The sequence below is a fragment of the Nitrincola salilacus genome (assembly GCF_046271865.1).
GTDB classification, from domain to species: domain Bacteria; phylum Pseudomonadota; class Gammaproteobacteria; order Pseudomonadales; family Balneatricaceae; genus Nitrincola; species Nitrincola salilacus.
The window spans coordinates 3,067,293-3,092,798 of the sequence record NZ_CP176580.1 but is presented as its reverse complement, the minus strand read 5'-3'; the positions used below and the strand labels follow the sequence as shown (position 1 = coordinate 3,092,798).

General features: G+C 53.0%; 21 protein-coding genes. 14 read left to right on the top strand and 7 right to left on the bottom strand.

What is annotated here, in order from left to right:
* The first annotated feature begins 78 nt into the window (after window positions 1-78).
* The gene (locus ACK3CJ_RS14410) at window positions 79-7,734 is read left to right on the top strand and encodes a calcium-binding protein (protein WP_409522914.1); all 7,656 of its coding nucleotides are present in this window, start codon (window positions 79-81) and stop codon (window positions 7,732-7,734) included.
* A 90-nt stretch (window positions 7,735-7,824) separates the two neighbouring features.
* Here the strand turns inward: ACK3CJ_RS14410 and ACK3CJ_RS14405 are convergent, their stop codons facing one another.
* Both ACK3CJ_RS14405 and ACK3CJ_RS14400 read right to left on the bottom strand, forming a co-directional pair.
* On the bottom strand, window positions 7,825-8,562 hold the full coding sequence (locus tag ACK3CJ_RS14405; RefSeq protein WP_409522913.1) for an SIMPL domain-containing protein: 738 nt from the start codon (window positions 8,560-8,562) through the stop codon (window positions 7,825-7,827).
* A 137-nt stretch (window positions 8,563-8,699) separates the two neighbouring features.
* Complete coding sequence (locus ACK3CJ_RS14400) at window positions 8,700-9,446, bottom strand: spermidine synthase (protein WP_409522912.1); 747 nt, start codon at window positions 9,444-9,446, stop codon at window positions 8,700-8,702.
* A gap of 145 nt (window positions 9,447-9,591) precedes the next feature.
* Between ACK3CJ_RS14400 and ACK3CJ_RS14395 the strand changes: the two genes are divergently transcribed.
* The 7 genes from ACK3CJ_RS14395 (at window position 9,592) to ACK3CJ_RS14365 (ending at window position 15,513) form a co-directional block, all read left to right on the top strand.
* A complete protein-coding gene (locus tag ACK3CJ_RS14395; RefSeq protein ID WP_409522911.1) occupies window positions 9,592-11,232 on the top strand; it encodes a thiamine pyrophosphate-binding protein in 1,641 nt (546 codons plus the stop codon).
* A gap of 65 nt (window positions 11,233-11,297) precedes the next feature.
* Window positions 11,298-12,599 carry an NAD(P)/FAD-dependent oxidoreductase gene (locus tag ACK3CJ_RS14390; RefSeq protein WP_409522910.1) on the top strand — a complete coding sequence of 434 codons (1,302 nt, stop codon included), beginning with the start codon at window positions 11,298-11,300 and terminating at the stop codon, window positions 12,597-12,599.
* Between the two features lie 110 nt (window positions 12,600-12,709).
* Entirely contained in the window at window positions 12,710-13,162 is a 453-nt protein-coding gene (locus tag ACK3CJ_RS14385) for an excisionase family DNA-binding protein (RefSeq protein WP_409522909.1), read from the top strand.
* On the top strand, window positions 13,162-13,740 hold the full coding sequence (locus tag ACK3CJ_RS14380; RefSeq protein WP_409522908.1) for a PIN domain-containing protein: 579 nt from the start codon (window positions 13,162-13,164) through the stop codon (window positions 13,738-13,740). Before ACK3CJ_RS14385 ends, ACK3CJ_RS14380 begins: the two co-directional genes overlap by 1 nt.
* A 167-nt stretch (window positions 13,741-13,907) precedes the next feature.
* On the top strand, window positions 13,908-14,060 hold the full coding sequence (locus tag ACK3CJ_RS14375; protein ID WP_409522907.1) for a hypothetical protein: 153 nt from the start codon (window positions 13,908-13,910) through the stop codon (window positions 14,058-14,060).
* A 317-nt stretch (window positions 14,061-14,377) separates the two neighbouring features.
* The gene (locus ACK3CJ_RS14370; RefSeq protein WP_409522906.1) at window positions 14,378-14,929 is read left to right on the top strand and encodes a hypothetical protein; all 552 of its coding nucleotides are present in this window, start codon (window positions 14,378-14,380) and stop codon (window positions 14,927-14,929) included.
* Window positions 14,930-14,931: 2 nt separating this feature from the next.
* Entirely contained in the window at window positions 14,932-15,513 is a 582-nt protein-coding gene (locus ACK3CJ_RS14365) for a hypothetical protein (protein ID WP_409522905.1), read from the top strand.
* A gap of 48 nt (window positions 15,514-15,561) precedes the next feature.
* On the opposite strand, the gene ACK3CJ_RS14360 is transcribed toward ACK3CJ_RS14365, so the two are convergent.
* The 3 genes from ACK3CJ_RS14360 to ACK3CJ_RS14350 all read right to left on the bottom strand — a co-directional run bounded on the left by ACK3CJ_RS14360 (window position 15,562) and on the right by ACK3CJ_RS14350 (window position 17,662).
* On the bottom strand, window positions 15,562-16,461 hold the full coding sequence (locus tag ACK3CJ_RS14360; RefSeq protein WP_409522904.1) for a DMT family transporter: 900 nt from the start codon (window positions 16,459-16,461) through the stop codon (window positions 15,562-15,564).
* 65 nt (window positions 16,462-16,526) lie between these two features.
* Window positions 16,527-17,123 (bottom strand): SCO family protein, encoded by a 597-nt coding sequence (locus tag ACK3CJ_RS14355; RefSeq protein ID WP_409522903.1) that lies wholly within the window; start codon window positions 17,121-17,123, stop codon window positions 16,527-16,529.
* Between the two features lie 5 nt (window positions 17,124-17,128).
* Window positions 17,129-17,662 (bottom strand): hypothetical protein, encoded by a 534-nt coding sequence (locus ACK3CJ_RS14350; RefSeq protein ID WP_409522902.1) that lies wholly within the window; start codon window positions 17,660-17,662, stop codon window positions 17,129-17,131.
* A 185-nt stretch (window positions 17,663-17,847) separates the two neighbouring features.
* On the opposite strand from ACK3CJ_RS14350, the gene pdxB reads away from it, so the two are divergent.
* Genes pdxB through ACK3CJ_RS14335 form a run of 3 tightly spaced genes read left to right on the top strand, consistent with a single transcriptional unit; the run spans window position 17,848 to window position 20,884 of the window.
* Window positions 17,848-19,008, top strand: a complete 1,161-nt coding sequence (pdxB, locus tag ACK3CJ_RS14345) for a 4-phosphoerythronate dehydrogenase PdxB (protein ID WP_409522901.1) — start codon at window positions 17,848-17,850, stop codon at window positions 19,006-19,008.
* Window positions 19,009-19,032: 24 nt separating this feature from the next.
* Window positions 19,033-19,743 carry a flagellar brake protein gene (locus tag ACK3CJ_RS14340; protein ID WP_409522900.1) on the top strand — a complete coding sequence of 237 codons (711 nt, stop codon included), beginning with the start codon at window positions 19,033-19,035 and terminating at the stop codon, window positions 19,741-19,743.
* A 31-nt stretch (window positions 19,744-19,774) separates the two neighbouring features.
* Window positions 19,775-20,884 carry an ATP-NAD kinase family protein gene (locus ACK3CJ_RS14335; protein ID WP_409522899.1) on the top strand — a complete coding sequence of 370 codons (1,110 nt, stop codon included), beginning with the start codon at window positions 19,775-19,777 and terminating at the stop codon, window positions 20,882-20,884.
* Between the two features lie 15 nt (window positions 20,885-20,899).
* Here ACK3CJ_RS14335 and ACK3CJ_RS14330 read toward each other — a convergent pair whose 3' ends face one another.
* On the bottom strand, window positions 20,900-21,382 hold the full coding sequence (locus tag ACK3CJ_RS14330; RefSeq protein ID WP_409522898.1) for an Lrp/AsnC family transcriptional regulator: 483 nt from the start codon (window positions 21,380-21,382) through the stop codon (window positions 20,900-20,902).
* 310 nt (window positions 21,383-21,692) lie between these two features.
* Here ACK3CJ_RS14330 and hppD point away from each other — a divergent pair, with 310 nt between their 5' ends.
* Both hppD and ACK3CJ_RS14320 read left to right on the top strand, forming a co-directional pair.
* Window positions 21,693-22,787: a 4-hydroxyphenylpyruvate dioxygenase gene (gene hppD / locus ACK3CJ_RS14325; protein WP_409522897.1), complete on the top strand. Its 1,095-nt coding sequence runs from the start codon at window positions 21,693-21,695 to the stop codon at window positions 22,785-22,787.
* Between the two features lie 114 nt (window positions 22,788-22,901).
* The gene (locus ACK3CJ_RS14320) at window positions 22,902-23,504 is read left to right on the top strand and encodes a DUF938 domain-containing protein (RefSeq protein ID WP_409522896.1); all 603 of its coding nucleotides are present in this window, start codon (window positions 22,902-22,904) and stop codon (window positions 23,502-23,504) included.
* 36 nt (window positions 23,505-23,540) lie between these two features.
* On the opposite strand, the gene ACK3CJ_RS14315 is transcribed toward ACK3CJ_RS14320, so the two are convergent.
* Complete coding sequence (locus tag ACK3CJ_RS14315) at window positions 23,541-24,698, bottom strand: benzoate/H(+) symporter BenE family transporter (protein ID WP_409522895.1); 1,158 nt, start codon at window positions 24,696-24,698, stop codon at window positions 23,541-23,543.
* Window positions 24,699-24,881: 183 nt separating this feature from the next.
* Between ACK3CJ_RS14315 and ACK3CJ_RS14310 the strand changes: the two genes are divergently transcribed.
* Window positions 24,882-25,469, top strand: a complete 588-nt coding sequence (locus ACK3CJ_RS14310; protein ID WP_409522894.1) for a helix-turn-helix domain-containing protein — start codon at window positions 24,882-24,884, stop codon at window positions 25,467-25,469.
* Window positions 25,470-25,506 lie beyond the last annotated feature (37 nt).

Below are 25,506 nucleotides of genomic sequence, written 5' to 3'. Positions count from 1 at the left end.
AAGCAAATTTCTGTTCCATTATCAAGAATAATTGATTTTGTTAGATTTGCTGAGCAGCCAACTTTTAAGCCAGAGGAAATGCAGGAAAGAGAACGTGAGTTCACTAGATATTTGATTGAATTTGTCACCTCTGTAAATATTTTCTTTGGGAAGCTTGGCGTCCCAGGTTTTAATAGTGATCTATATGAAAATACTTTCTTTCAGATTATTTCAAATGAGTGGACTGTATTTAAGGATGGTTTAATTAGTGATTTTAATAACCTGTTTAATAGTGCCCAGCGCCAAGCATCGCCCATCATCCTCGACCTCGATGGCAACGGCGTCAGCACCACGGGTATCACTGAGGGTGTCTATTTCGATCACAATGGCGATGGTTTTGCACAACTGACAGGCTGGGTGGATGCCAACGATGGGTTGCTGGTCTGGGATCGCAACAATAACGGGGTTATTGATAACGGCACTGAGTTGTTCGGCGACAACACCGTCATGCTCAACGGTCAGAATGCCGTGAATGGCTTTGCTGCACTGGCTGAACATGACACCAATGATGATGGCGTGATAGATGCCAACGATGCAATCTGGTCAGAGTTGCGTATCTGGCGTGATCTGTCACAAGACGGCATAACGCGTGAAGGCGAGTTGGTCACTCTGGATGCCTTGGGTATCACATCGATCAATCTTAGTTACACTGATTCAGATCATGTGGATCAGCACGGTAATGCACATAAGCAAGTTGGTAGCTTCACCTGGGCAGATGGAACCACTGGGACGGCCACTGATGTCTGGTTTGCAGTCGATCCCGCACTGACGCAGGAACAGGATCTGGTTGAGGTGCAGGAGACAGTGATGGAACTGCCGGATCTGCAAGGTTTCGGTAATGTTCGCAGCTTGCATCAGGCCATGGCCCGAGATGAAAGTGGCGAGCTACAGGCGTTATTGACGCAGTTTGTGACTGAAACGGATGCGAATGTTCGCAAAGATTTGACTCAGCAGATCATTTTTCATTGGACTGGCAGTGCAGAGGTGTCTGCCGGTAGCCGAGGCGGCTTGATTGATGCCAGAAAGTTGGTAGCGCTGGAAGCATTTATGGGGCAGGCGTTCAGTCAAAGTGGGTCGTCGAGTCCCAGAACTCAGGCTGCAAATCTGCTTAATCAGGCTTTCGATCTACTACAAAAGACTGTTTATGATTATCTGATAGTTCAAACAGACTTTAAACCCTATTTGGATGCTATCACTATCAACTTTGATGAAAATGGACTCGTTTTTGATTTTTCCGATGTTGAGGTGAAACTGGATGAGTTGCGTGATCTGGATAGTCAATCGGCAATAAAATTTCTGATGGAGTTCAATACCTTTACTGGGTCAAATCTCGCTGAATTGGGATGGTCGGGTGCGGATAAGCTGATTTCATGGATAAAAGAAGAGAGTGCTATTGATCCTGAATTGTCTCATCTCAATCATCCGGATATTTTGACTGGCTCAGGTGTGCTGCGCGGAACCAGCGCCAACAACATTATTCTTGGCCGCGAAACTGATGACGATCTGCATGGTGTGGGTGGTGACAATATTCTGATGTCTGGGGGTGGTAATAATCGCTTTTATGGAGGCACAGGCAATAACCTTTTCGTGCTGGGTAGCGGCACGGACCTAGCCTATTCGACCGGTACCGGTTCGAATGACACCTACCGCTTCGGTCGGGGTAACGGCAGTAACACGATCTGGGACCATGGCGGTACTGACCGTATTGAGCTGGGAGAGGGGATTGGTGAAGAGCAGGTGGTACTGCGTCGGGTGACGGGTAATCGCTCGGGTCATTACAGTGGCTTCCGTGACGATCTGCGTCTGACGCTGGACACGGGCGAGAGCCTGCTGATCAAGGATGTGTTCCATTACCAGACAGGTGCGATCTATACGGATCGGATCATCGAGGCGATCCGCTTTGCGGATGGTACGGAGTGGGATGTTGCACGTATCCAGCAAGAACTGGTCCGGATTACCGAAGAGGGTGTGACCCTGAGTGGCAGTAACAGCAGTGACGTGATTGAGGTGATCGGCGGTAATAACGTGCTGTATGGTGGCTCCGGTAATGACACGCTGATCGGTGGTGAGGGGAATGACAAACTGTATGGTCAGTACGGCAGTAATACCCTGATTGCCGGAGGCGGCAACAACCAGTTACACGGCGGTACGGGGCATAACACCTTTATTCTGGGCAGCGGCACAGACCTGGCCTACTCAACCGGCACCAGTTCGAATGACACCTACCGATTCGGTCGGGGTAACGGCAGTAACACGATCTGGGATCATGGCGGTACTGACCGTATTGAGCTGGGAGAGGGGATTGGTGAAGAGCAGGTGGTACTGCGTCGGGTGACGGGTAATCGCTCGGGTCATTACAGTGGCTTCCGTGACGATCTGCGTCTGACGCTGGACACGGGCGAGAGCCTGCTGATCAAGGATGTGTTCCATTACCAGACAGGTGCGATCTATACGGATCGGATCATCGAGGCGATCCGCTTTGCGGATGGTACGGAGTGGGATGTTGCACGTATCCAGCAAGAACTGGTCCGGATTACCGAAGAGGGTGTGACCCTGAGTGGCAGTAACAGCAGTGACGTGATTGAGGTGATCGGCGGTAATAACGTGCTGTATGGTGGCTCCGGTAATGACACGCTGATCGGTGGTGAGGGGAATGACAAACTGTATGGTCAGTACGGCAGTAATACCCTGATTGCCGGAGGCGGCAACAACCAGTTACACGGCGGTACGGGGCATAACACCTTTATTCTGGGCAGCGGCACAGACCTGGCCTACTCAACCGGCACCAGTTCGAATGACACCTACCGCTTCGGTCGGGGTAACGGCAGTAACACGATCTGGGACCACGGCGGTACTGACCGTATTGAGCTGGGAGAGGGGATTGGTGAAGAGCAGGTGGTACTGCGTCGGGTGACGGGTAATCGCTCGGGTCATTACAGTGGCTTCCGTGACGATCTGCGTCTGACGCTGGACACGGGCGAGAGCCTGCTGATCAAGGATGTGTTCCATTACCAGACAGGTGCGATCTATACGGATCGGATCATCGAGGCGATCCGCTTTGCGGATGGTACGGAGTGGGATGTTGCACGTATCCAGCAAGAACTGGTCCGGATTACCGAAGAGGGTGTGACCCTGAGTGGCAGTAACAGCAGTGACGTGATTGAGGTGATCGGCGGTAATAACGTGCTGTATGGTGGCTCCGGTAATGACACGCTGATCGGTGGTGAGGGGAATGACAAACTGTATGGTCAGTACGGCAGTAATACCCTGATTGCCGGAGGCGGCAACAACCAGTTACACGGCGGTACGGGGCATAACACCTTTATTCTGGGCAGCGGCACAGACCTGGCCTACTCAACCGGCACCAGTTCGAATGACACCTACCGATTCGGTCGGGGTAACGGCAGTAACACGATCTGGGATCATGGCGGTACTGACCGTATTGAGCTGGGAGAGGGGATTGGTGAAGAGCAGGTGGTACTGCGTCGGGTGACGGGTAATCGCTCGGGTCATTACAGTGGCTTCCGTGACGATCTGCGTCTGACGCTGGACACGGGCGAGAGCCTGCTGATCAAGGATGTGTTCCATTACCAGACAGGTGCGATCTATACGGATCGGATCATCGAGGCGATCCGCTTTGCGGATGGTACGGAGTGGGATGTTGCACGTATCCAGCAAGAACTGGTCCGGATTACCGAAGAGGGTGTGACCCTGAGTGGCAGTAACAGCAGTGACGTGATTGAGGTGATCGGCGGTAATAACGTGCTGTATGGTGGCTCCGGTAATGACACGCTGATCGGTGGTGAGGGGAATGACAAACTGTATGGTCAGTACGGCAGTAATACCCTGATTGCCGGAGGCGGCAACAACCAGTTACACGGCGGTACGGGGCATAACACCTTTATTCTGGGCAGCGGCACAGACCTGGCCTACTCAACCGGCACCAGTTCGAATGACACCTACCGATTCGGTCGGGGTAACGGCAGTAACACGATCTGGGATCATGGCGGTAGTGACCGTATTGAGCTGGGAGAGGGGATTGGTGAAGAGCAGGTGGTCCTACGTCGGGTGACGGGTAATCGCTCGGGTCATTACAGTGGCTTCCGTGACGATCTGCGTCTGACGCTGGACACGGGCGAGAGCCTGCTGATCAAGGATGTGTTCCATTACCAGACAGGTGCGATCTATACGGATCGGATCATCGAGGCGATCCGCTTTGCGGATGGTACGGAGTGGGATGTTGCACGTATCCAGCAAGAACTGGTCCGGATTACCGAAGAGGGTGTGACCCTGAGTGGCAGTAACAGCAGTGACGTGATTGAGGTGATCGGCGGTAATAACGTGCTGTATGGTGGCTCCGGTAATGACACGCTGATCGGTGGTGAGGGGAATGACAAACTGTATGGTCAGTACGGCAGTAATACCCTGATTGCCGGAGGCGGCAACAACCAGTTACACGGCGGTACGGGGCATAACACCTTTATTCTGGGCAGCGGCACAGACCTGGCCTACTCAACCGGCACCAGTTCGAATGACACCTACCGATTCGGTCGGGGTAACGGCAGTAACACGATCTGGGATCATGGCGGTAGTGACCGTATTGAGCTGGGAGAGGGGATTGGTGAAGAGCAGGTGGTCCTACGTCGGGTGACGGGTAATCGCTCGGGTCATTACAGTGGCTTCCGTGACGATCTGCGTCTGACGCTGGACACGGGCGAGAGCCTGCTGATCAAGGATGTGTTCCATTACCAGACAGGTGCGATCTATACGGATCGGATCATCGAGGCGATCCGCTTTGCGGATGGTACGGAGTGGGATGTTGCACGTATCCAGCAAGAACTGGTCCGGATTACCGAAGAGGGTGTGACCCTGAGTGGCAGTAACAGCAGTGACGTGATTGAGGTGATCGGCGGTAATAACGTGCTGTATGGTGGCTCCGGTAATGACACGCTGATCGGTGGTGAGGGGAATGACAAACTGTATGGTCAGTACGGCAGTAATACCCTGATTGCCGGAGGCGGCAACAACCAGTTACACGGCGGTACGGGGCATAACACCTTTATTCTGGGCAGCGGCACAGACCTGGCCTACTCAACCGGCACCAGTTCGAATGACACCTACCGATTCGGTCGGGGTAACGGCAGTAACACGATCTGGGATCATGGCGGTACTGACCGTATTGAGCTGGGAGAGGGGATTGGTGAAGAGCAGGTGGTCCTACGTCGGGTGACGGGTAATCGCTCGGGTCATTACAGTGGCTTCCGTGACGATCTGCGTCTGACGCTGGACACGGGCGAGAGCCTGCTGATCAAGGATGTGTTCCATTACCAGACAGGTGCGATCTATACGGATCGGATCATCGAGGCGATCCGCTTTGCGGATGGTACGGAGTGGGATGTTGCACGTATCCAGCAAGAACTGGTCCGGATTACCGAAGAGGGTGTGACCCTGAGTGGCAGTAACAGCAGTGACGTGATTGAGGTGATCGGCGGTAATAACGTGCTGTATGGTGGCTCCGGTAATGACACGCTGATCGGTGGTGAGGGGAATGACAAACTGTATGGTCAGTACGGCAGTAATACCCTGATTGCCGGAGGCGGCAACAACCAGTTACACGGCGGTACGGGGCATAACACCTTTATTCTGGGCAGCGGCACAGACCTGGCCTACTCAACCGGCACCAGTTCGAATGACACCTACCGATTCGGTCGGGGTAACGGCAGTAACACGATCTGGGATCATGGCGGTAGTGACCGTATTGAGCTGGGAGAGGGGATTGGTGAAGAGCAGGTGGTCCTACGTCGGGTGACGGGTAATCGCTCGGGTCATTACAGTGGCTTCCGTGACGATCTGCGTCTGACGCTGGACACGGGCGAGAGCCTGCTGATCAAGGATGTGTTCCATTACCAGACAGGTGCGATCTATACGGATCGGATCATCGAGGCGATCCGCTTTGCGGATGGTACGGAGTGGGATGTTGCACGTATCCAGCAAGAACTGGTCCGGATTACCGAAGAGGGTGTGACCCTGAGTGGCAGTAACAGCAGTGACGTGATTGAGGTGATCGGCGGTAATAACGTGCTGTATGGTGGCTCCGGTAATGACACGCTGATCGGTGGTGAGGGGAATGACAAACTGTATGGTCAGTACGGCAGTAATACCCTGATTGCCGGAGGCGGCAACAACCAGTTACACGGCGGTACGGGGCATAACACCTTTATTCTGGGCAGCGGCACAGACCTGGCCTACTCAACCGGCACCAGTTCGAATGACACCTACCGCTTCGGTCGGGGTAACGGCAGTAACACGATCTGGGACCACGGCGGTACTGACCGTATTGAGCTGGGAGAGGGGATTGGTGAAGAGCAGGTGGTACTGCGTCGGGTGACGGGTAATCGCTCGGGTCATTACAGTGGCTTCCGTGACGATCTGCGTCTGACGCTGGACACGGGCGAGAGCCTGCTGATCAAGGATGTGTTCCATTACCAGACAGGTGCGATCTATACGGATCGGATCATCGAGGCGATCCGCTTTGCGGATGGTACGGAGTGGGATGTTGCACGTATCCAGCAAGAACTGGTCCGGATTACCGAAGAGGGTGTGACCCTGAGTGGCAGTAACAGCAGTGACGTGATTGAGGTGATCGGCGGTAATAACGTGCTGTATGGTGGCTCCGGTAATGACACGCTGATCGGTGGTGAGGGGAATGACAAACTGTATGGTCAGTACGGCAGTAATACCCTGATTGCCGGAGGCGGCAACAACCAGTTACACGGCGGTACGGGGCATAACACCTTTATTCTGGGCAGCGGCACAGACCTGGCCTACTCAACCGGCACCAGTTCGAATGACACCTACCGCTTCGGTCGGGGTAACGGCAGTAACACGATCTGGGACCACGGCGGTACTGACCGTATTGAGCTGGGAGAGGGGATTGGTGAAGAGCAGGTGGTCCTACGTCGGGTGACGGGTAATCGCTCGGGTCATTACAGTGGCTTCCGTGACGATCTGCGTCTGACGCTGGACACGGGCGAGAGCCTGCTGATCAAGGATGTGTTCCATTACCAGACAGGTGCGATCTATACGGATCGGATCATCGAGGCGATCCGCTTTGCGGATGGTACCGAGTGGGGGCTGGAGCAGATCAAGGAAGAGCTGGTAAAAATTAAGACTCCTGTAGCACCAGTCAATGAGGACTCTGAAAATGGTGTTTCTGAAACTGTAGTTGAAGCAGAGGCAGAGACAGAGGCTGCTGCGGATGATGTAAGTGCCGAGTCTAGCAGTGAGGAGCCTGAGAGTGCAGTTGTCACTGACAGCATCAACACAGGTGACGATACCTATGCCGCTGGATTGAATACCGGCAATCTCTCAATTGAGGATCATGGAGGAGAGGATACGCTCGAATTCAGTGACAATATTGTCAGTGATGGACTCTGGTTCAGCCGCTCGGGAGAGGATCTTCTGGTGGATGTGTTGGCGTCCGATACCAGAATTACTATTCAAAACTGGTATAAAGATGAGCAATATCAGATTGAAGAGTTCAAAGCGGCTGATGGTAAGGTGCTTATGAACAATCAGGTAGAAGCGTTGGTGTCGGCCATGGCTGAATTCTCACCACCATCTGAACACTCTGCGACGATACCCGATAGCTATCGGGACTCACTTTCCTCTGTTATCACGGCCAGTTGGCAGTAGTAGCTGGAGGACATTGGAGCGGGAACTCCTCCGACAGCACACCCAGTCATACCGGGTGTGCTGTCCTTTTTGCGGATGCCAGTCAAGCCCTTACTCCAACCGAAACGCAACACTGGTCACCACTCTGACTCGTTTAATCTCAGGTGTGTAATTGTCCAGATCTTCGATGCTGAACAGCCCTTGTGTGGCTTGCAGGATGGCACCGACCTGGCTGTCTGAATCCTCGGCAAACTGCTCTGCAGCCCGGCGCGCGTCGCGTGTAGCTTCGGCGACCATCTCCGGTTTGATCGATTCGAGCTCAGTGAACAGGAAGCGTGGCATATGCTCGTAGCTCTGAGCCAGGCTGATACCTGCGCGCACCAGTTCATCGGTCGAGTTCATGGCCAGTTTGACTTGTGATGCATTATCGCTGCGCACCAGCATGACAACATCGGCGCCGTAGCGGAATGCAGGGCGCTGTTCACCATAGACATGCTGTTCGCGGTCGTTGATCTGTGTGGGGACAGGTTGTATCTGCTCAGGTGTGAAACCCTGCAGCAGCAAAAAGGCATTTACCTGTTCACGCTGCTGATCTATCTGCTCCTGCAAGCTGCCCAGATCCTGCGCCTGTACTTGAAACACCAGAGGCCAGAGCACTTGATTGGCGGCAACTTCGCGCTCAGCCAGTCCGCGCACTGTCACTTTACGATCTGCACTGGTGATCACACCCGCCGAACCGGTCAGGCCATCCCGAATATGTGTACCCAGTAGGGAGGGGCCAAGAATAATGGCGCTGAAGATAAAGAGTATACCCAGCAGAGAAACCAGTAGCAGTTGACGCTCTTTCATCGGTCGAATCCTTTGTCAGATGTGGGCAATATGCCCATGAACTCATCAATTCTAGCTCAATTCAGCTTAATATAAGCTGATCAACCAGAAGTGATTCAACAGAAGTGATTCAACTACGTACTGATATCCGATGCCTATCACATCTCAACCGTTTTCATCCGAGCCAGATAGGGTGTCATGGCAAAGCCGAACTTCTGGCTCAGTTGTTGCGCGTTGACCTTGAGTTGCTTGTTGCTGAAACGGCTGGGTGTTTTGCCGGCAAAGATGATCCAGTTGCCATCCTGCGTGGTACAGGTACGGATATCAGCAAAAAGCTGACGCAGCGTATTGAGTGAGCCACTCTCGCGATGTTCACGCCAGCAGTTAAGCACCAGCCAGCCCTCGGGCTTGAGCAAATCATGGCAGCGGCGCAGATACTCAGGTTGCAACTGCTGCTCATCCAGACCATCCACCGTATAGATATCACTGAACAGCACGTCCGCCTTCTTGCCTGTTGGTGCCTGCAGATAATCCACTGCGTTCAGATTCTGCACCTCAAGACGCTTACTGCGCGGTAACTGAAAATAACGGTAGGCTACCTCGATTACGGCAGGGCGCAGTTCAATGATCTGCTGCTTCAGTTCAGGAAAATGAAAGTGCAGGCAGGAGTTGAGACTGCCACCGCCCAACCCCAGGCAGATGCTCTGCTTCGGGTTGCAGAACAGCAGCACCAGCAACATGGTGCGCACATAATCGTGCTGAGGCAGAAAAGGATCGTGCTTGAACCAGCAGCTCTGCTCATCATGGTCCCCGAATGCCAGGTAGCGCTTGTTGCCGTCGTCCAGTACACGGACGGCACCAAACTCATCATATGAGCGATAGATCTCTTTGCCTTGCAGGGACATGGGGGCTCCAGTGGATTAGGCTGCGTAAAAACCGCGCGATCATACCAGAGATACCTCTTTTGATCCCGTCTGATTAAGTTGCATTTGATATGTATCAATACTGTCGACTGCCGTTATCAGGATACTGGTGCAAACGGAGGTAGTTATGCAATTAGTCGACCTGTTACTGAAAGAGCTTGAAGCGGTAGGTGTTAACCAGTTATTTGGTATTCCCGGTGATTTCGTGTTGCCCCTGTTCGAGCAGTTGGAGCAGCGTCAGCAGATGCCGATCACCTATCTCAGCCATGAACCCTCGGCCGCCTTCGCGGCAGATGCCGCGGCACGGGTGCTTAACAAACCTGCCACTGTGATTTTGACCTATGGCGCTGGTGCGCTGAATGCCGTCAATGCGGTTGCGCAGGCCTATGTTGAACATGTGCCGCTGATCATTATTGCGGGTTACCCTTCGGCAGCAGAGAAGGCCAGAAACCTGATGATCCACCATCAGGCCAGGCATTATGATTCACAACAGGCAATCTATCGTGAGATCACCGCCTGTCAGGTTCGTCTGGATGATCCGAGCACTGCCGCCCAACAGCTACGTGATGCCCTCGACTGCTGTGTTGAGCAGTCGCTCCCGGTGCTGATCGAGCTGCCCAGAGATGCTGTTTCATTTGATCTGCAGCCCCTGCCGCCGAGCCAGCCAGCCTCGCTGGATCTCGATCTGTTAAACCACTGCACCCTCGCCATGACTGAACGGTTGAAGCAGGCAAAGCGCCCTGTGGTGCTGGTGGATGTCGATGTGCGGCGCTTTGATGCAGTTACTGCACTGGAAGCGATGTCGGAGGCTTTGCGCATTCCGCTGATCAGCACGTTTCTAGGTCGTGGCACGCTGAGTAGTGGGCATCCGCAGTATGCTGGGTTGTTTCTGGATCAATCAGACAGTTGCGCGACCGAACTGCTGGCAGAATCGGACCTGATCATTCTGGCGGGCGTGATTCAGACCGACAGTAATTTTGCGGCCAATCTGGCGCTATTCCCTGAAGATAGAGTGATTGATCTGCAGCAGGGCAGGTGCCAGGTCGGTACCGAGCAGTTTATCGGTTTGCCGCTCTCAGCCATCTTCATGGCGCTGTCAAAGGATTCAGGGCTGGAGCCTTTTGAACAACAGACGCTGATACATCGACACCATGCCGAGCATAAGTCTGTCGATGCCAGCGACAATGAACTGACTCCAGCAGGTGTCGTGAAGCATATCCATCAATTGCTGTCGCAGCAGGATGAAAAGGTACCCTTTATCTCTGATGTGGGCGACTGCCTGTTCGCATCACTTGAAGCAGATCCGACTCTGCTGTTGGCACCGGCGTTCTACGCCTCTATGGGGTATGCCGTGCCCGCTGCGCTGGGTGTGCAACTGGCCACAGGATTGCGTCCGGTAGTGCTGGTGGGGGATGGTGCATTCAGGATGACCGGTCTGGAGCTGGGGCACTGTTCACGTTACGGCCTGAGCCCGATCGTTATTCTGTTCAATAACGGTTGCTGGGAGATGATCCGTGCTTTTGCCCCCAGTCTACAGTGCAGTGGCATGGGCGAATGGCAGTATGCCGAGCTGGCACGAGCCATGGGTGGCGAGGGCATCGTGGTGCGGGATGCCGACGCTTTTGCAGATGCCTTCGCGATGGCTCGCAACACACCGGACAAGATGGTGCTGATTGAGGTGCAATACGAAGTGGGCAAGCGGACTGATCGTCTGTCACACTTTGCTGAGGGGTTTCTGGGGGCAGGGAAGGTGAGTCCATCTACCTGAGACTGGTAAATATCTGGAGGCAGCTGCCATACTGGCCTGATATCCACGTCAGTAAGGAATACAGCATGAAACAACAGCAGACGATTGCCGGGCGTGTGACCTCCTACTATAGCGCAACGATGAATCAGTCGCTCGATTACCCGATGCTGCAAGATACTATCGATACCGATGTCGTGATTATCGGCGGAGGTTTTACCGGTGTGGCATCAGCGGTCGAATTGGCCGAGCGGGGCTTTCGGGTGGCGCTGGTGGAAGCCAGCAGAATTGGTTGGGGCGCTTCCGGGCGCAATGGCGGCCAGGTGACGGGTAGCCTGTCGGGCGATGAGGCGATGCGCCGGGAGATGCGAAAGACTCTGGGCGGCGAAGTAGATGATTTCATCTGGCATCTGCGCTGGCGTGGGCATGAGATCATCAAAAGCCGTGTTGAAAAATACGGTATCCAGTGCGATCTGCGTCATGGGCATCTGCATGCTGCTTGCAAACCTGCACATATGAAAGAGTTGGAATCCAGCTATCAGGAAGCGCAGCAGCACGGGATGGGTGAGGAGGTATCTCTACTGGATGCGGCTGGCGTGCGTGAGCTGCTGGACACTGATTTCTACTGCGGCGCGATCCGCAATAACCGTAATATGCATCTGCACCCGCTGAATCTCTGTGTAGGCGAAGCGAAAGCGGCGGCCGGTCTGGGTGTGCAGATCTTCGAGCAGACAAGGGTTGAGGAGATCCTGCATGGCGAGCAGCCAGCGGTGATCACCTCTCAGGGGCGTATTAATGCTCGTCATGTATTGCTGGCAGGGGATGTGTATCACCGTCTGGAGCAGAAAAAACTCAAGGGAATGATCTTTCCGGCGATGGGCGGGATCGTGACGACAGAGCCTCTGGGCGAACTGGCACAGCAGATCAATCCGCACAATCTGGCGGTTTATGATTGCCGCTTCGTGCTGGATTATTACCGTATGACGGCGGATCAACGTTTGCTCTTCGGTGGGGGCTGCAACTACTCGGGGCGTGACTCGCGTGATATAGCAGCCGAACTACGGCCAGCGATCGAACGCACTTTTCCGCGCCTGAAAGGGGTCGAGATCGAGTTCGAGTGGAGCTGTGCGATGGGGATCGTGATCAACCGCATCCCTCAGCTGGGACGCCTGTCACCCAATGTCTGGTTCTGCCAGGGCTATTCCGGGCATGGTATCGCCAGCAGTCATATCATGGGCGAGATCATGGCAGATGCGATCAGCGGGCATCTGGAACAGTTTGATACCTTTGCAGCCTGCAAACAGATCCGTGTGCCACTGGGCGGCCTGCTCGGCAATCCGATGCTGGCCGCCGGAATGTGGTATTACCAGTTGCGGGAGAGGTTACGTTGACAGTTACTGCTGAAGTGCAGCTTCGGCTTGACAGGATAGGTAATGGTTGTCTGTTTCGTTTATTTCGTTTAGGCTTGTAGAAGCTGGAAATAAACGTGCGAGGTAGCTTTATGTCGGTTGAAAGTGTAGTCCGACTTCCCACAGCAGACGAGGTTGAGGTGGCTCGCAGTTCGAGTCGTACTCTGGCGAAGTATGCGCATGAGGAGCGAGTGACTCTGACAATCAATGGGCGGCAAGGGCGGGATGAGGTGATCCTGCCGGGTGCTGCGATGGATCTGTTACTCAATATCCTTTCAGAGCTATCACAGGGAAATGCAATCAGTGTTATGCCGATTCATGCAGAGCTCAGTACTCAGGAGGCTGCAAATTTACTGAATGTCAGTCGACCCTATCTTGTGAAATTACTTGAGACGGGTGTTATGGCGTTTAAAAAAGTAGGGACGCATAGACGTATTCTTGCCAAGGACTTGCTGGCGTATAAATCCCGTATCGACGCAGAGCGATCAGTGGCGCTGGATGAGTTAGCGGAGCTGTCTCAGTTGCACGATATGGGATATGACTGATGGCAAGATTTACGGTTGTGCTTGATGCCTGTGTGCTGTATCCGGCTGTCGTTCGTGATGCCGCTTTGCGGCTCTCAATGACTGGGCTGTTCAAGGCTCATTGGACAGATGCTATTCATGATGAGTGGACGACTGCCTTGAAGAAAGAGCGGTTGCCGGATGGAAGACAGCGATACTCTGATGAACTGTTATACCGAACTCGAGCGTTGATGGATCAAGCGACAGGGGATGCCAAAGTGGATGGATATGAGTCACTGATTGAAAGCCTGGTTTTACCTGATCCCCAGGACCGGCATGTGGTTGCTGCAGCCATAAAAGTGAATGCAGACGCAATAGTGACCTATAACCTTAAAGACTTTCCTGCAGAGTACCTGGCTGTTAATTTCGGTTTGGAAGTCATACATCCGGATGATTTCTTTCGCTATCAGTTCGATCTGAACCCTGGGTTAGCGGTAAGAGCATTTCATAATCAACTCAGTGCCCTTAAGAGACCCCCTTTGACCAAAGCTGAGTTTTTGATTCGATTGAAACGTTGCCAACTGATTCAGACGGCCCATTTTCTTGAGAGCTTCCTTTGAATCTCATGGTTTTTCAGATGTGTGCCGTTGTGTCCCTAGTCGATAGCTACTATAACTGATCAACCCCAATGCGTTACGGTGCAGAGCATGCTGAGACCTGCAGCGCCGCTCGGGCGTCCGCCCAATTCCAGCCAGTCACTGAGACACCGACTGCTGGGACGAGCAGGATGGATAAACCGGCCAGACCTGCGGGTACGCTGGAGCAGTTTGATACCTTCGCTGCTTGCAAACAGATCCGAGTGCCCTTGGTCGATCTATTCGGCAATCCGATGCCGGCGGCCGGGATGTGGTATTACCAGTTGCGGGAGAAGTTACGTTGAGGTGTGTGAGGAATATTGGGTGAGATCGTATATTTAAAGAGCGTGACCAGTTTCAGCGTAAATGAGCAGTATTGGCTGATGACGTCACTGATTCAAATGATAAACCATATCAACTTGACTTCCCGTTTTTTTCTAGGCTAGCATTGCACGCGAAGTACGGAATATGGCTCGTGCAGGAGTTTGAGCCTTAGAATTGTCATAAGGAATTTGACCAGACATGTCTAACACTATTATCTCTTGTGCCCAGGAGCGCCAACGTCAACGCTCGCCTCAGAACTCTTGTCAAAGGTACGCGTTACTTAGCGAACAACCCTCTGGTGATTCAATTAGGAATCTCAGCACCTGCAGAAATGCTCAAAGGTGCAGTCCGTTCTAATGCCTATATTACTCTGATCATTTCTGGCGGTGGTAATGGTATTAAATGGATTTTCCTTGAAGAGTATCTCTGGACAAATTTACTTTCTGATATTTCGATAGATTTACTCAAGGTCGGTCTTGCCGTTTTGGCCGGAGCGGCGGCGACTTACTTTTCTGCAAAGTTCTTCACTAGTGTTATAGTGGCTAAAGCCGCTGGGTTGTTTATAGGGATTTCTACAGGTGTTGGGTTGGCATTTTTGCCCAATGATGATGTTTCAAAGGGTTTCAGCAATATGGCACAAGAAATGGCGCTGGTTTATTTTACTGTTTATGATGCGGCATTAAATCCTCTGGGGTTTGTTAATGAAAAAGGTGAGCAAGCCAAAGATTTAATGATATGCACCACCACTGGCGCTGCTGGCTGGGCTGTCATTAAAATCGAAGCGATCATTCGCGACAATGTCAATCGTAAACTCCGACAGCTTCTTAACCCACCCAGTCGGCTATATTAGTTATGACAACGCATCGCTTAATTAATGGAATGTCTGTCACTAAATATATATTATATTTTATTGTCATCACTCTTGTTTCTTTTGGTTTGAGCTATTGGTCGTTTAAAATATTCATGAATCAGAATCAGGTGGTTCAGAAAAATATTGAGCAGTTGGGGTCAGTTTTTATTTTTCCTATTATGCACTATGCATTTTTGATTTGTGCAATAGGTATATTCATCTGCGCACTTTTTTTTGTCAGCGCGGGTCTGCAAAAATTATTTACTATTAGGCTCAATAGCTTTATATTGATTCTTGATAAAGTGCTAATAAAATCTATGTTGTTTTTTGTTTTTATGATTGCTCCTTTTATAATTTTTGGTCAATCTTATACAAATTATAAATTTAGCCAAGCAGGTTATACTCAATGCAATGCGCTAATGGTTAAAGATCGTTTCGATAGGGCTTGGGTCTTGAACTCTGAGGATTGTTACGATAGAAAACTGCGATCAATTCTTCTTCAGCGCGGAAAGAAGAAGGCAGTTGCTTTACAGGAGGCATACGCTTATTTACATGATAAGCATCAGATCATCGATGAAGAGTAGTCAAAGAGTTAGTCCAAGAAAAATGTACCAGTGATACGAGTAGCTTGCTCACATCTTTGGTTTTCTTGCTCTCGCTTTATAACTACTGTAACTGATCAACCCCAGTGCGGTAACGGTGCAGAGCATGCCGAGGCCTTCGGCACCGCTTGGGCGTTCGCCCAGTTCTATCCAGCCGCTGATGGCACCGATGGCGGGTACCAAAAGGGTGGAAAAGCCAGCCAGACCGGTCGGCAAGTGCCCGAGAATGAACAACCATAGCAGCCACGCCAGACCTGTTGCCAGAATCGCGTTATAAGCCAGAGCACCATAGAAGTAGGGCGTCAGTTGCGGTGGTTCCGAGGGGAGTATTCCGGCTAGAATACACAGTGCGATTGCACCCAGCAGCATCTGCCAGGCGGTCAGAGAGAGCAGATCCACCCCTTCACCGATACGCATCTTTTTCGCGACAACGGCACTGATCGCCCAGGCCAGCGCAGCACCTAAACCAAGGATAGTGCTGAAGGCATCTGGCTGTGCGTGCCAGGGTTCGATGATCAGCAGCAGCCCACCCATGGCAACGGTGATCGCAATCCATTGCATGCGCGTGACGGCTTCTTTCAGAAAAAACAGGGATAACGGCAGCAGCCAGAAGGGCATGGTGTAAACCAGTACGGCGGTTTTGCCGGCACCGCCCTGAACCAGTGCCCACTGAATCATCGCTGTGAACAGGGCCGTTTGCAGCAGACCCAGCATCAGTGTCGGGCCAAAGGCGTGAATGCGCAGTGAGCGACGGCGCAGAATGATCACGATAAAGAGTGCTATCGCGCCGAACAGAGTACGCAGTGCCGAGAAATCAAAGGGATCAACATAGCGCATCACCTCCTTCATCACGACCCAGTTGTAGCCCCAGATCAGTGACAGGAAAAACAAGGCGATAATTGCCAGATGTGTTTTGCTGAGAGTTGGCATCATGCCTTCTTGTTAGCTGTGTCTGGATCTGCACATATCTGTGTACAGGTGCGGTTTATGCGCACTTAAATCTGCGCCTTGATTGCTGTGGCCAGCTCATCCGGTGACAGGGTGTGCTGCAGCGCGGCTGCCATTTTACCCTGCTTGTCAATCAGATAGATTCTGGCGGTATGGTCTACGGTGTAGCTCATGGCCGAATTGGGTGTCTCCACTATGCGATAGAAGGCACCATATTGGCGAACGACCTTGTCGAGCTCCTCTTTGCTGCCGGTGATGCCGGTGATACGAGGCGAGAAATGAGCGACATATTCAGCCAGATGCTCAGGCGTGTCTCTTTCAGGGTCCACGCTGATAAACAGCCCCTGCACCTGATCGGCCTCGGCCTCACTCATATTGTCGAGTGCTTGCGTCATCACGGCCAATGAGGTCGGGCAGATATCCGGGCAGTGGGTGAAGCCCATGAAGAGCAAAACCACTTTACCTTCATAATCAGACAGTGACACAGGGCCTGTGGCGGCGTGCAGGGTGAAGTCACCGCCCAGTGAGCTGCTGGTCAATGTTGACAGGCGGCTAGGCTCATCCTTTTGGTTGATCAGAAGAGTGCCGCCAATGGCAAGAGCCAGCAGGCATACAAAGAATATTATCTGTTTTACGTTCATCATAAACCTCAATGTGCGCTGAAATCGAACCAGGTAGTATAGGTTGTCGTGTCGTCGTTGATGATCAATTGAGCCCGCCAGAACATCTCACCGGTGGTACAGACGGCAAGCTCAGTCTTTCCATTCCAATTATCATGTCCGTTACTGATCTCGTTACTGCTTTTGTTACTGCTCTCGTTACTGAAAGTCTGGACAGGGGATTGTAGCTGTGTCTGATTGATCCCCATGTACATATCCCGTCCCTGTATATCCAGCAGTACAGCCTGAGCGTTGATCCCGTCCAGTTGCACCATCACCTGAAGCGGCTTCATTGAGTGCAATGGGCCGGGGGTGATGCTCAGTCTTACCCGCTTGTCGTCCAATATCCCTTCGCAGACCCCAGTATGCAGATCACAGGGTTGTGGCGTCAGTTCAACAGCGGCACTGTTTTGCTGCAGATACTCTGGCAGCAGCATCAGTGCAGCCAGTCCTGCCAGTAGCAATACAATGATCATCACCGCACGACGCTTCAGGCCCGGGATGATTGGTTTATCAGGAGTCATGGGATATTACGGCATCCGCTGCAACTGCTTGCTGTAGTTGGCTGTAGTTGGCTGATTCGGGCAGATAGCCGACATAATTGCCGTGCCGCTTGCGCGCTGATCAGACGATGACGATATAATGGTGTCAGATTGAGCCTGACTTTTCCTTTATTGTAAAGTCCTTAAGTACTGCTGCGGAGCCCTGAGTGATCAAGTCTGGATTGACAATTTTTGCTGATGAAAACATGCCGGCGCTGGAGCCTCTGTTCGGCCATCTGGGATCGCTGATCCGGTTGCCGGGGCGTTCGATGACGCCTGCAGACCTGAAGCAGGCGGATATTTTGCTGGTGCGTTCTGTGACTCAGGTTGGTGAGGAGTTGCTGCGAGACAGTAAGGTTAAATTTGTCGGCACGGCGACGATTGGCACGGACCATATTGACCAAAACTGGTTGCAGCAGGCAGGTGTTGGCTTTGCCAGTGCCCCCGGCTGCAATGCAGAGGCGGTGGTGGATTATGTGCTGAGTGTTTGTTTTCATCTGGCGGGTGAGCAGGGTTTTGATCTGCGCGATAAGACGGTGGGTGTGGTCGGCGAGGGAAATGTCGGCGGTCGGCTCGTGCGAAGGTTACGCGCCCTTGGCGTGCAGGTGCTGGTGTGTGATCCGTCGAAGGCGCGAGAGCAGGGCGCAAAGGTCGTTAACAGCGTTGAGCTGCAAACACTACTGGCGCAGGCCGATATCATCAGCTTGCATACGCCGCTGACACATGACGGGGCGGATCCCACCTGGCATCTGCTGGGTGCTGATCAACTGGCTGGCCTGAAAGCCGACACGATACTGATTAATACCGCACGTGGACCCGTTATCGATAATCAGGCGCTGTTGCAGATTGCCCGGCAGCGGCGTGATCTGACACTGATACTGGATGTCTGGGAGCAGGAGCCGGTCGTGGATCCCGAGCTGGCGGCGCTGTGCCGCATCGCGACTCCGCATATTGCCGGTTATAGCCTGGACGGAAAGATTCGTGGCAGTTGGATGCTGTATCAGGCTGTCAGTCAGTGGTTGGGTACCGAACCTGAGGTCAGTCTGAAATCTGTGCTGCCTGCGTCGGCTTTCAGTGAGGTGAAACTGGGGCAGGGGGCTGATACGCTGCCATTGATGCAATTGCTGTATGATCCGCATCGGGATGATCGGGCGCTGCGTGCGACATTGCACCTGTCGCCGGATGAGCGCGCAAAAGCATTCGATCAATTGCGCAAGTCCTATCCCGAAAGACGTGAATTTGCTACCTTGAGCCTGAGTGGTGATATCTCATCGGCACAGCGCACGGAGCTGTCGGCTGTCGGATTCAGCCTGAATATGGATAGGTAATGTGTTAATCCTGGATGTGGCCTGATGCCTGACTCTGCAGTTCAACTAACGATCAAACCCTCCTTGACCCTGGCACAACTGAAGCCAGTGCCGGGTGAACGGGTTCGTCTGGAAACCCGCATACCGAGAGCGCGCTACAGTGTCCGGTTTATCGGTTTGCATGAAGGCGGTGGGGTGCTGGTCACATCACCCAAACCGGGTGCAGGCAGGACGCTGCCGAATGAGGGCGCGAGCCTGACCGTGAAGCTGGCAGCAGGTAATCATATCTGTGCGTTTCAGGCACGGCTGCTGAAAATTCAGTATCTTCCTTTCCCGCATTGGGTGCTAGAGTATCCCGCCCAGATAGATGTGCGCAAACTCAGGGCGCATACCCGAGTGCCGGTAAATCTGATGGTCACGGTGGATAATGAAACCTCCGACAACGGTTTCCCGATGAGTGTGTTCTGCAATGATATCTGCCTGAAGGGTGCCAGTCTGGAAGCCGGGCGTATGCTGGGCAATCCGGGGGAAAAACTGTTTATCACGACTCGTGTATCGGTCGCAGGGCTGGATCATGTGATGCTGATTCCAGCGGTGCTGCGCAGCGTTTATCAGCGCGAATCGGGTCCGGTTGGTGTGTTTCGTCATGGAGTTGAATTCTTTGATCTCGAAGAGGAAACGCGACTGGTGCTGGCTGGATTCGTCTATCAGCAGTGTCTGTATGAGAGTGGCTATCTGGAAGAGTATGAGTCTTGAAGAATATGAGTCTTGAGGAGTAGAAGTCGATATGAGTTTTCGTCTGGGTCTGATCATCAACCCGGTTGCCGGTCTGGGTGGCAGTGTTGCACTAAAAGGCAGCGACGGTCCTGAAACCACCGCGCGTGCGCTTGAACTGGGCGCACAGCCTCGTGCAGCGATCAGAACCGGACAGGCACTTGAGCTGTTGCAGGGGCAAGATATCCGGCTGCTGACCTGGAGTGGCGAAATGGGCGAAAATCTGGCCAGATCTCTCGGGTTTGAGCCTGAAGTGCTGGGTACTACCGCAGAGATCACGACACCCGAAGATACGATTCAGGCCGCCAAGACACTGGCTCAGGCGGGAGTCGATCTGCTGCTGTTTGCCGGTGGTGATGGCACGGCCCGCAATATCTGCGATGCTTTGGAGGATCGCTATCCGGTGCTGGGGATTCCGGCTGGGGTAAAGATCCACTCAGGTGTCTATGCGATCACTCCACAGGCTGCCGGGCAGATAGTGCTCAGCCTGGTGCGGGGTGAACTGGTGACCCTGCAGGATCGTGAAGTTCGGGATATAGATGAAGAGGCTTTTCGTGCCGGTAAGGTGCGGGCACGTTATTACGGTGAGCTCAAGGTGCCGAGTGAGCATCGTTACCTGCAGAGCGTCAAGAATGGCACCCGTGAAGATGAATCGCTGGTGCTGGCTGATATCGCAGCTGATTTCATTGAGCAGATGGATCCGGATATTCGTTATATCATGGGCTCCGGCAGTACTGTGGCAGTGATTATGGAAGAGTTGGGGTTGCCCAATACGCTGCTGGGTGTGGATGTGATTGAAAACGGCAAGCTGGTCGCTTCGGACTGTACCGCCCGGCAACTGCTCGAACTGACTGATGGGCATGCCAGTCAACTGGTGATCACTCTGATCGGCGGGCAGGGGCATATTATCGGGCGAGGTAATCAGCAGATCAGCCCGGAGTTGCTGCAGCGACTTGGACGTGATGCGCTGTATATCGTGGCCACCAAAACCAAACTGAATCAACTCGAAGGACGCCCGATGATCAGCGATAGCGGCGAGCCGGAAGTGGACAAAATGCTGGCAGGCTTGATGCCGGTGCATACCGGCTACCATGATGCGGTACTGTATCGCGTGGGTTACTGAGTCCGCATCACTCGTTTATTTATCCGCTTTGTTCAGTGGCAGGTTAGTGCTGGATTTGATGCGATCCAGCACCACGGTCGACTTTACATGACTGACGCCGCGAATCGCCACCAGTTGATCCATCAAAAAATCGGAAAAGGTTTTCAGATCGGTCAGTACGACCCGCAGTAGATAATCGGCATCACCCGTGACGGAGTAGCATTCCAGAATATTGGGGATGGCGGCAATCGCCTCATGGAAATCCTTGGCCGGATTCTCACCATGCTTCTCCAGTGTGACACTGACAAACGCCATCACCCCAAACCCCATCTGCGCATGATTCAGAATCGTGGCGTAGTGCTCGATCAGTCCGCTCTGTTCAAGGCGTTGCAGGCGTCTTGAGCACTGTGAGGGAGACAGATTGACATACTCCGACAGCGCGACGTTGGATATCCGTGCATTTTCCTGCAGTGCCTGAATCATGCGCCAGTCGTAGCTGTCGAGTTCCAGAGCGGTCATCTGTTATCTCCTTTCTTATTGTGATGAAAAGTTGTCATGAAAAGTTGTCATGAAAAGCTGTGCTGCAACTGCCTGTCATATGCTGGTCCTCTATCCAGAGGATAAGACGGGTTATCATCTCTATTGCTGATATTATGCAATAATCCTTCAGATAAAAAGTCTACATGCAATTTTCATTCATATTGGCAGGTCTGGCTGGTTTAATATGCGAGGATATTTCCTGCCTCAGCTCCTATACTTTACCTATAGATGTTTAATCATACCGTCGGCCATCAGCGGCCGTTCAGAATAACAAATGAGGAGCTGTCCCATGAACCACCCAGCACGCGCATCGCGCATTACCGATACCAACCCGATGGGCACGGATGGATTCGAATTCGTTGAATATACCGCTGAAGACACCCAGCAGTTGGAAGCTCTGTTTCTGTCACTTGGCTTTACCGCTGTTGCCCGTCATCGCTCCAAGGATGTCACCCTGTATCGCCAGGGCGATGTCAATTTCATCATCAATGCAGAGCCAGACAGCTTTGCGCAGAAATTTGCCCGTCAGCATGGTCCGAGCGCCTGTGCCATGGCATTTCGCGTGGCGGATGCTGCCTATGCCTTCAAACGTGCCGTTGAGCTGGGCGCAACACCTGCGACCAACAAGATCGGTCCGATGGAGCTGAATATCCCTGTTATCGAAGGCATTGGAGGCAGTCTGATCTATCTGGTGGATCGCTATGGTGATACCGGTTCGATCTATGATGTCGATTTTGTGCCGATCGAAGGTGTAGATCAGAACCCTGTCGGTGCCGGCATGTCCTATATCGACCATCTGACCCATAACGTTTTCCGTGGCAATATGGATGTCTGGGCTGAGTTCTACACCCGTCTGTTCAATTTCCAGGAGATCCGCTACTTCGATATCGAAGGCAAACTGACGGGCCTGAAATCCAAGGCGATGACCAGTCCCTGTGGCAAAATCCGCATTCCGATCAATGAGTCTGCCGATGACAAGAGCCAGATTGAAGAGTATCTGAAGCAGTATCAGGGCGAAGGGATTCAGCATATCGCCATGGGTTGCACTGATATCTTCAACACTGTGGAGCAGTTGCGTGAAATCGGCGTGACGTTCATGACACCACCACCGGCCGCCTATTATGAGATGCTGGATGAGCGCCTGCCAGGTCATGGTGAAGATCTTGAGCGCCTGCAGCGCAACGCGATTTTGATGGATGGTGCGCCGACTCAGGATGGTGGACGTCTGTTGCAGATCTTCACTGAAACCGTGATCGGCCCGATCTTCTTCGAACTGATTCAGCGCAAAGGTGATGAAGGTTTCGGCGAAGGCAACTTCCGCGCCTTGTTCGAAAGCATGGAACGCGACCAGGTGCGTCGTGGCGTCCTGGAAGATAATGCATAAGATCGCGTTGTAAGATAGCGATGTAGATCGCGATGTAAGAACGATGTAATTGAGACACACGTCCGGCCCGGGTAGACTGCACTGATTCACTATCAGACTCAGCCGGAGAACCGTGTGTCTCAACAGAAGCCGTTTTCGCAAGCTTGCGAGAACAATAAGGGTCCAATACTCGCCATTCTCCAGCCATTGCTGACAGAGCCGATGACAGTGCTGGAGATAGGCTGTGGCACTGGCCAGCATGCGGTGCACTTCGCGGCCCATCTACCGCATATCACCTGGCAGCCAAGTGATCAGGCCGTCTACCTGCCGGGTAGTCGACTCTGGATCAGGGACGCCGATCTACCCAATATGAACGATCCACTGGAGCTGGATGTGATGGCCGATCCCTGGACGATCACCGAAGCTGGTGCTGTTTACTCGGCCAATACCGCCCATATCATGCACTGGCCCGCTGTGGTGGCGATGTTTGAAGGGGTAGGGCGATTGCTGCAACCGGGTGGTCGGTTTGTTCTTTACGGACCTTTTCGCTATTCAGGTCGCTATACCAGCGACAGTAATATTCAGTTTGATCAGTATCTGCAGCGCAATGACCCGGGCATGGGGTTACGGGATCTGGATGATCTGACTGCCTTGGCACAGCTGAATGGCTTGATGCTGGAAGCAGATCATGCGATGCCGGCGAATAACCAGACACTGATCTGGACTCGCTCGACATAGCTCACTGATCACGTCCTGTTTATCAAAAGGTGTGTCTCAGCGTTTACTGAGGTTCCAGGCGATAAATCCGGCCACTAATCCCCAGAAGGCACTGCCGACACTGAATAGCGTCATGCCAGAGGCGGTGATCAGAAAGGTGATCAGAGCCGCCTCACGTGCGGGCTCATCCTTGACGGCTACGGCCAGACTGTTACCGATGGTTGCCAGCAATGCCAGACCCGCCACGCTGAGCACCAGCTCAGCAGGAAAGGCAAACATCAGCGCAGCCACAGAGGCGGCCATCACGCCTGTCAGCAGATAGAAAAAACCCGCCGCAAGAGCTGCCGTATAGCGCTTGTTCTTATTCGGGTGTGCCTCTTCACTCATGCAGATGGCGGCGGTGATGGCGGCCAGATTAAGTGCATAAGCCCCCAGAGGAGCCAGCAGCAGCGTGGCGATGCCGGTCCAACTGATCAGTGGTGAGATGGGTGTCTGGTAGCCGGAAGCCCGTATAACGGCGATACCTGGCATATTCTGAGACGCCATGGTGACAATAAACAGCGGTATCCCGATGCTGATGATCGCTGTCAGTGAGAAAGTCGGCAGCGTCAGTACGGGTTGTGTCAGCTGCCATTCAAAGCCATTGAAATCGAGCATCCCCCTGAACCCTGCCAATACAATACCCAGCAGCAGTACCGCCAGGATCGCATAGCGTGGAAACAGGCGCTTACCGATCAGGTAGGCAGCGAACATGGCGCACACCAGCAACAACTCGGTTTGCATGGATTGGAAGATCGATAAGCCGAACTGCAACAACACGCCCGCAAGCATCGCCGCCGCCAGCGATTGAGGGATATATTTCATCAGTCGCTCAAACCAGCCGGTGACACCCGACAGCGTGATCAGCAGAGCACTGAACAGAAAGGCACATACGGCCTCAGGCATGCTGACATCCGGCAGGCTGGTGACCAGCAGCGCTGCGCCCGGCGTAGACCAGGCCGTCAGAATCGGAGCCTGATAGCGTAATGACAGGCCGATGGTAGTGATGCCCATACCGATACCCAGTGCAAAGAACCAGGAGGCAACTTCAGCGGGGCTGGCGCCGGCAGCGGCAGCAGCCTGAAAGATAATCACGGCCGAACTGGTGTAGCCGACCAGTACGGCGACAAAACCTGCCGTGATGGAGGAGAGTGAAAAATCCTTGAGCAATGACACGGCTGACTCCCTACCGGTGCTGGTTTGACGCTAGCCCGATGCTGGATAAGAAAAATAATTACTGGTATCGTGCGTTATAGCGCACATCTATAAATTACCACCGTGCGCTATAACGCACAAGTGGTTTTAACCGCTGTCAATCGGCACGCGGTACTCGTCAAGTGTAAAGATACAAGGGCATCGATGGAGCAGATATCAGAGCAGTTGGGTCAAAACCTTCGCCTGCTAAGACAGGAGAAGCAGTGGAGTCTGGATGAGGCGGCACGGCGTACTGGGGTCAGCAAGGCAATGCTGGGTCAGATTGAACGGGGGGAGTCGAGCCCAACCATCGCCACCTTGTGGCGCATTGCCACCGGATTCCATATCTCTTATTCCAGCCTGTTGACCGGGCTGACAACTCAGGCTCAAGGCGCGCTGACTGAACCGTGTGTAACTCTGCTATCGGACGATCCCGGTATCCGGGTCATGGCGCTTTTTCCCTACAATCCTGCAACTGGGTTTGAAGTGATGCAGCTGCAACTTGAGCCTGGCAGTATCACCTTATCGGACCCGCATGAAGTCGGGGTAACTGAGCATCTGATCGTGACCGAAGGGTGTATCGAATTGTGGCTTGAGGGTGAGTGGCGCCGTCTGGAGAAAGGAGCGGCATTCAGGTTCTCGGCCGATCAGCCTCATGGTTATCGAAACAACAGTTCATTGTCAGCAGAGTTTCACGACATCATCCACTATGCAGGTCAGATAAGGCCTGCGCAGTCTTCGACTGACACTTAGCGTCAGTCGAATTCAAACACTGACCTTTTCCGTCATA